Source organism: Clostridium sp. DFI.1.208 (assembly GCF_024463855.1).
Lineage (GTDB): Bacteria > Bacillota_I > Bacilli_A > Erysipelotrichales > Erysipelotrichaceae > Clostridium_AQ.
Genome location: NZ_JANGCA010000016.1, coordinates 86,894 through 93,499 on the forward strand (window position 1 = coordinate 86,894; position 6,606 = coordinate 93,499).

A 6,606-nucleotide genomic window follows, 5' to 3' on the forward strand; every position below is an offset into this window, starting at 1 on the left:
ATAATCTCATTTCTACTGGAATCCCCAAGCGACATTCAGAGTCCAAATTTTCAATGATAGGCAGGTGGTGTAACGATAATCTTTATTGTTTTATATGCCTGATTTCCATGCCCGTCATACGCAGATATATGAATATTATGAACACCAATAGCATCCTGATCAAAACTACAGGTCTGATTCCTTTCATCACAGGTATATTCATAATAGCGGTATGCTTTATCCCCATCTTTTTCCTGTAAATCAAATTTCACCTTATCATAGGCTCGAACATCATAAACCTCCAGGTAATCACTTAATCTAAAATTGGGATCGCTTTCTATTTTTTTCGGTCCCGTATAGTTTATAATCGGAGAATCCCTGTCAATAATTGTCAAATTGAAAGCCCGGCTTGTTTTATACCCATTGCAGCTAACCGTTACCGTAAGCAACTGTTCTTTATTGATAATTGAGTCATCATAATGAAACAGGACAGTCGCATCCTTGGCAGAGGAATCTAATTCTACAAAATCTTTCTCAGCCAGTGACTCTCCCCAAAGTATTTCTCTTGGGCTATCTTCCTTAATGAAATGAATAGCTTCTTTTATACCTCTCATCCACGTTGCATAGCAAACAACACCCAAAGCCATACAAAGGAATAAGATAAAAAGAATACTCGACTTTTTTTTCATAATGTACCTCCAAAACGAATCCATCCTGGCTCTTCTTCAAATTTAAACTTCCGATGATTTTCCTTCGTTCCGTTTCTCGTTAATTATGATGATAGCTGAATAGCTTTCTGCTTACTGACAAGCACCTATACAAGAAGCCCTTTCATACTGTAGCTTCCTATGACAAGCTCCAGAATAATCTAACTAGCTAGCCTTCCCATCTTCTCACCGCTCTCTTTTCTTTGTAATACCTTGTACACGCTTATTATACAACGATACATATATGCAAAAATATGAAAAAGGTTTTGAATGCATTTGAAGGTCTATGGAATGTTCCGTGCCCTTACTCTATAAAATTATGAAAAGTGCTTAATACCTCTGCTTTTTTTGATCTGGAAATCGGCAGATGAATGGATGGCAGCATGACCATATCATTTTCAATTTTCAAAATATATGACATGTTTACGAGATAGCTGACATGAATCCAAAGAAAATTATAGACCTTAAAATCCTCATAGGCATCCTTCATGTTCTTCCGTTCACGAAACTCTCCTCGCCGGGTATGATATACAAGCAGCTTATCTTCCTTCTCAATGTAGTATATATCGCTGATTTTCAACGGAACCTTTACATTATTATAAGAGAACAGATATTCATCCTGATTACGAATCAGCTTTTGTATATAGGGCAGAATTCTCTCCATTTCCCGTTGCATATGCTTGCGTTCCACATAAAAGATACGGGCAAATGGTAGAATCTGTTGTTCAGACGGACTGAGTTTGGTCTTGGTATAGATGATGATACGCTGAGGCTTATTCAGAACAAAGGATTGTGTTACTCTTGGAATCTCCATTTTCTCATGGAAAATCACGACATGAAATTCCTTTTCCGCCTCCGCCTTAGCAAATTGGGATATTTTTTTGAAGCAATAGAAGCAGCAGTCCTCCTCCTGCAGCTTCTGCGCAAGAGAAAACATGATATTTTTCGCAGCCTCTTCATTTTCCAATATCGCTATTCTCAGCATACGTATCACCCCCATGTTGTTATATATTACAATTCCTTATAGGTACACAATTCAATTTGATATTGTTGCAGCAAAGAAGCCGCTTCTTCACTGCACAGGATTTCCAGCTCCTTCATGCGTTTCAATGAATATGAGGTTGTTTCATACAAAAACTGATCCATATAGGCAGGATGACACATCAGATCGATCACGCCATTCTCTGCAATCGTTTCCAGTATTTTCTTTAATGATGCTAAGGATGCCCCATCGTCATAGAAATCCATAGAAAGCTGGGCATGCGGAAAGGATACGGGATATGCAAAGCCGCCGCGAAATGGCAATGCATATTCCTTATATAGTCTTTCTACCACCTTCTGCAGCTTTGTGGTTGTATGAATATGATGATGGGAGTCCAGATGGTCAATCCGAATTCCCTGTGCCAGCACATAGTCGATCTGTGCCTTTAATTCCTCGTACATTTCTTCTTCGCAACAGCCTGCAAGCTCTCCCTGCTTATGGAAATAGCCGGTTTCCGTAACCAGGGTTTTGTGCGTGGATAGCAGCGGGCGATAACAGGTAAGATTCAGATGTACGCCAACCGCCATATCCGGATGTTCATGGTACAGCGCTGCCGCATGGGCAAAGCCGGGCATGTTCGCCATAATTGATGTTGAGGTGACAATACCGTCCTCCATCGCCTTCAGAATACCGTGATTAACCGCCTCACTGAAGCCGAAATCATCCGCATTTACAATCAATTTTCTCATTTGCTTCTCCTCCTTTATACAGCTTTATTATACGCCGATTGAAAGGCAGAGTATATGAAAATCAACGGTTGTTCAGCATTGCATATTTATATGCCAGCATAATTATCTGATCTGCATGACTGCCAATAACCGGAATGCCGTGTCCGCCTGCCACAATATCCGGATGCAGCTGCAGCTTCCAGAGCTTTAGAAAGCTTTCCAGCAAACGGGAGCCGTCATAAGCCATATCCCCCTTCCAGCCGGTATATGCTTCTTCTCCGGTTTCACCATCCGCAAAAAACATATCGCCACTAAAAAGAAGTACTTCCTCATCCAGCGTCAAGTAATAAATCATGGAGCCATTGGTATGCCCCGGCATACGCAGTGCATGGATACGCAGACCTCCTGCACAAATATCCATATCCTCCTTCATACAAACATCCGGATGACACGGCGGCATTACGTGATTGGTAAACGGACTGTTTGAACCGAAATTTCCGTCCGACATACTCTTTTCATCACCAGCACCAACGTAAACCTGTGCTCCCTTGCTTTGAAACCAGGAAGCGCTTCCCGCATGATCATCGTGACCGTGCGTCAAAAGGACATGTGTGATGTTGTCTTCGGGTATATTCCAGAAAGCCATATTCTGCCGTATGATATCCAGAGCATCATAACGCCCGCAGTCAATCAGGATGTAGCCGCTGTCATGCTGAAGAGCATAGACATTTCCCAGCTTTCCATATACGCCTCCGGAAAGAAGATACAGGTGTTTTCTTAATTTCATTTACATTACCTCCTTCATCTCTGCCATACAAGTGTAAGGGAGCAGTCTCTATCGTTAAGGAAAGTATAGCATATTCCAAGCTCATACTGCGACTTAATTTCAGTGTGCAGTAAAGCCTGTGTCTTTTCTTTCCACTGTTTTATGTAATCTTTCCCTGCATGCAGTCCTTGGTATCCGAATAATGTTACATATACAAAACGATAACGGTCAGCTGTTTTGCAAAGCATGTAAAAGAACCGCCGTTTCCAGCCGTTCTTCTCTTTGTTTATTCTACGGTTTCTCTCCATATTTTTGCGCCGAGAGCCGTAAGCTTTTCATCAATATGTTCATATCCGCGTTCGATATGATAGATGTTGTGAATCGTTGTCACACCATCCGCAATCAGACCTGCAATCACAAGACAGGCCCCGCATCTTAAATCTGTTGCATAGACCTCGGCACCGGATAACGGTGTTGGTCCGTTGATAAAGGAGCTCGGTATCATCACATTGATGTTTGCCCCCATCTTGTTTAACTCCTGACAGTGCTTAAACCGCTCTGTATAAATCGTTTCCGTTACAATCGACTGTCCCTGTGCCTGTGTCAGCAATGCTGTCAGCGGCTGCTGAATGTCTGTCGCAAAGCCCGGATACGGCAGCGTCTTGATATCCGCAGCCTTTAAGTCCTTGGAAGCGCGAATTACTACATTATCCACACCGATTTCCAAATCCGTTCCGATTTCCTTCAGTTTGGAAAGTAGTGCCTCCAAATGATGCGGGATAATATTGTCGATGCGTACTTCCTTTGCGGCAGCTGCGGCAAGCACGATATAGGTGGCTGCCTCGATTCTATCCGGAATAATCTCATGGAAACAGCCGGCCAGCTGATCCACGCCATCAATCGTGATGACGTTTGTACCCGCACCGCGGATATTGGCTCCCATTTTATTCAAAAGGGTTGCCACATCAATAATTTCCGGTTCCTTTGCGGCATTCTCAATCGTCGTTCTCCCCTTCGCATGAACGGCAGCCATCATAATGTTAATGGTCGCTCCCACACTGGCGATATCCAGAAAAATCTTGGTTCCAATCAGCTGTGGTGCATCCAGAATATAAGAGCCGTGATCATACCGGATTTCCGCTCCCAGGGCTTCAAACCCCTTTAAATGCAGATCAATCGGTCTGGGTCCCAGATAACATCCCCCCGGCATTTTGATTTCCGCATGCCCGTATTTTCCCAGCAGTGCTCCCATGAAATAATAGGAAGCACGAAGTTTATTTACAGCGTCCTGTACCAGAGGACGATTTTCCATTGCGGTTGGATCAATAACAATGGTATCAGAAGAACGGATGTCCACCAGAACACCCAGATCTCTCAGCAGTACAGACAGGGATTGTACATCAGATATTTCAGGAACTCCACAAATAGTAACTGGTCCATTTGCCAGAATGGCGGCCGGGATCAGTGCAACGGTAGCATTTTTTGAACCGCTGATTCTTACTGTCCCCTCTAATGCATGCTTTCCTTCAATTTTTATAACTTCTTCCATGACAATTCTCCTTCCAGTATTACTATTTTATTGTGATTTACTGTTCGCGTGATTCTTTACAGGCGCAAAAGTGCATTATTATTATAAAGCATTTCAGGACAGATATCTATATAAAAAGAAAAATCTTAAGAACTTGCCATTTCCTGCACAGGAATCCGCTGTGCATCTTAAAATATTCCCGATTTTTTCCCATTTAATTAGTAAATGCATGTCTTTTTTGGTATAATACGAAATAGTGGGTTGAAAAGGAGTGGAACGATGAAAGAAGTGGCATTTGATAATGACAAGTATTTAAAACTGCAATCCAAGCACATCTTGGAACGTATCAGCAATTTTGACAATAAATTATATCTGGAGTTTGGCGGAAAGCTGTTTGATGATCACCATGCTGCCAGAGTTCTGCCAGGATTTCAGCCGGACAGTAAACTGGAAATGCTCCTCGAACTGAAAGAGGAAGTGGAAATCGTCATCGCGGTTTCTGCGAATGATATAGAGAAAAACAAGATACGAAGCGATATGGGAATCACCTACGATGTTGAGGTACTTCGTCTGATTGACGCATTCCGTGATACCGGGCTGTATGTTGGCAGTGTTGTCATCACACAGTATGCGAATCAGGCATCCGCAGATACCTTCAAGGCACATCTGGAGCATCTGGGTGTCCATGTATATCTGCATTATCCAATCGCAGGATATCCAAACAATATACCTTTGATCGTATCCGATGAAGGCTACGGTAAGAATGAATACATAGAAACGACAAAGCCGCTGATTGTTGTAACGGCACCGGGACCAGGTTCTGGAAAAATGGCGACCTGCCTGTCTCAGCTGTACCATGAGCACAAACGCGGAATCAAGGCGGGATATGCGAAATTTGAAACCTTCCCAATCTGGAACCTTCCGCTGAAGCATCCGGTGAATCTGGCTTATGAGGCTGCAACCGCGGATTTAAATGATATCAATATGATTGACCCGTTCCATCTGGAGGCCTACGGGGAAACGACTGTCAACTATAACCGTGATGTAGAAATTTTCCCGGTTCTGAATGCCATGTTTGAAAAAATACTCGGTACAAGCCCTTATAAATCTCCAACGGATATGGGGGTGAATATGGCCGGCTACTGTATTGAGAATGATGAGGCCGCCAAGCGTGCCAGCAGTGATGAAATCATTCGCCGTTATTATAAAGCCAGAGTAGATTATAAAAAAGGACACACGAGTGAAGATACCATCAGTAAAATTGAAATCATCATGTCACAGGCGAATATTCAGCCCAAGGAGCGAAGCGTAGTAAAACCGGCGCTGGAAAAATCTGAGGAAACGGATGCACCGGCTGTAGCGATTGAGCTGCCGGACGGACGAATCGTGACAGGAAAAACCACCTCTTTGCTGGGGGCAAGCTCTGCGGCTTTGCTGAATGCTTTGAAGGCACTGGGAAATATCAATGATGAAATTCCGTTGATTTCCCCGAATATCATCGAGCCGATTCAGAAGCTGAAGGTGAATTCTCTGGGAAATCATAATCCGAGATTGCATACGGATGAAATTCTGATTGCACTCTCCATCAGTGCTACCACCAATCCGGTATCCCACCTTGCTCTGCAGCAGCTGGATAAGCTGAAGGACTGTGAGGCACACAGTACTGTAATTCTGTCTCAGGTGGATGCAAATACCTTCCGCAAGCTGAATGTCAATCTGACATGCGAGGACAGATATCAGACGAAAAAGCTATACCACAGATAATACAGGCAGTCCCTTCGGACTGTCTCAGACTGTTGACAAAGTGACTGTCGACAGTCTTTTTAAAATCTGATAGAATATCTGTGGCAGAAACGTACTTCATAAACCCAAAAATAGTCGACGTTTCTGCCATTTATTATGCCAAAAATGATATA

The 6,606-nt window shown here is 43.1% G+C and carries 6 protein-coding genes; 1 reads left to right on the top strand and 5 read right to left on the bottom strand.

Going from position 1 to position 6,606, the window contains the following annotated elements:
• Positions 1 to 50: 50 nt before the first annotated feature.
• The 5 genes from NE665_RS10310 to NE665_RS10330 form a co-directional block, all read right to left on the bottom strand.
• Positions 51 to 668, bottom strand: a complete 618-nt coding sequence (locus NE665_RS10310) for a DNA-binding protein (protein ID WP_117441858.1) — start codon at positions 666 to 668, stop codon at positions 51 to 53.
• Positions 669 to 990: 322 nt separating this feature from the next.
• A complete protein-coding gene (locus NE665_RS10315; RefSeq protein ID WP_117441859.1) occupies positions 991 to 1,671 on the bottom strand; it encodes a LytTR family DNA-binding domain-containing protein in 681 nt (226 codons plus the stop codon).
• A gap of 26 nt (positions 1,672 to 1,697) precedes the next feature.
• Positions 1,698 to 2,417: a carbohydrate deacetylase gene (locus NE665_RS10320; RefSeq protein WP_117441860.1), complete on the bottom strand. Its 720-nt coding sequence runs from the start codon at positions 2,415 to 2,417 to the stop codon at positions 1,698 to 1,700.
• A gap of 61 nt (positions 2,418 to 2,478) precedes the next feature.
• On the bottom strand, positions 2,479 to 3,183 hold the full coding sequence (locus NE665_RS10325) for an MBL fold metallo-hydrolase (RefSeq protein ID WP_117441861.1): 705 nt from the start codon (positions 3,181 to 3,183) through the stop codon (positions 2,479 to 2,481).
• A 265-nt stretch (positions 3,184 to 3,448) separates the two neighbouring features.
• On the bottom strand, positions 3,449 to 4,711 hold the full coding sequence (locus tag NE665_RS10330) for a UDP-N-acetylglucosamine 1-carboxyvinyltransferase (RefSeq protein ID WP_117441862.1): 1,263 nt from the start codon (positions 4,709 to 4,711) through the stop codon (positions 3,449 to 3,451).
• 258 nt (positions 4,712 to 4,969) lie between these two features.
• Between NE665_RS10330 and NE665_RS10335 the strand changes: the two genes are divergently transcribed.
• Complete coding sequence (locus tag NE665_RS10335; RefSeq protein WP_117441863.1) at positions 4,970 to 6,454, top strand: DUF1846 domain-containing protein; 1,485 nt, start codon at positions 4,970 to 4,972, stop codon at positions 6,452 to 6,454.
• Positions 6,455 to 6,606: the final 152 nt, after the last annotated feature.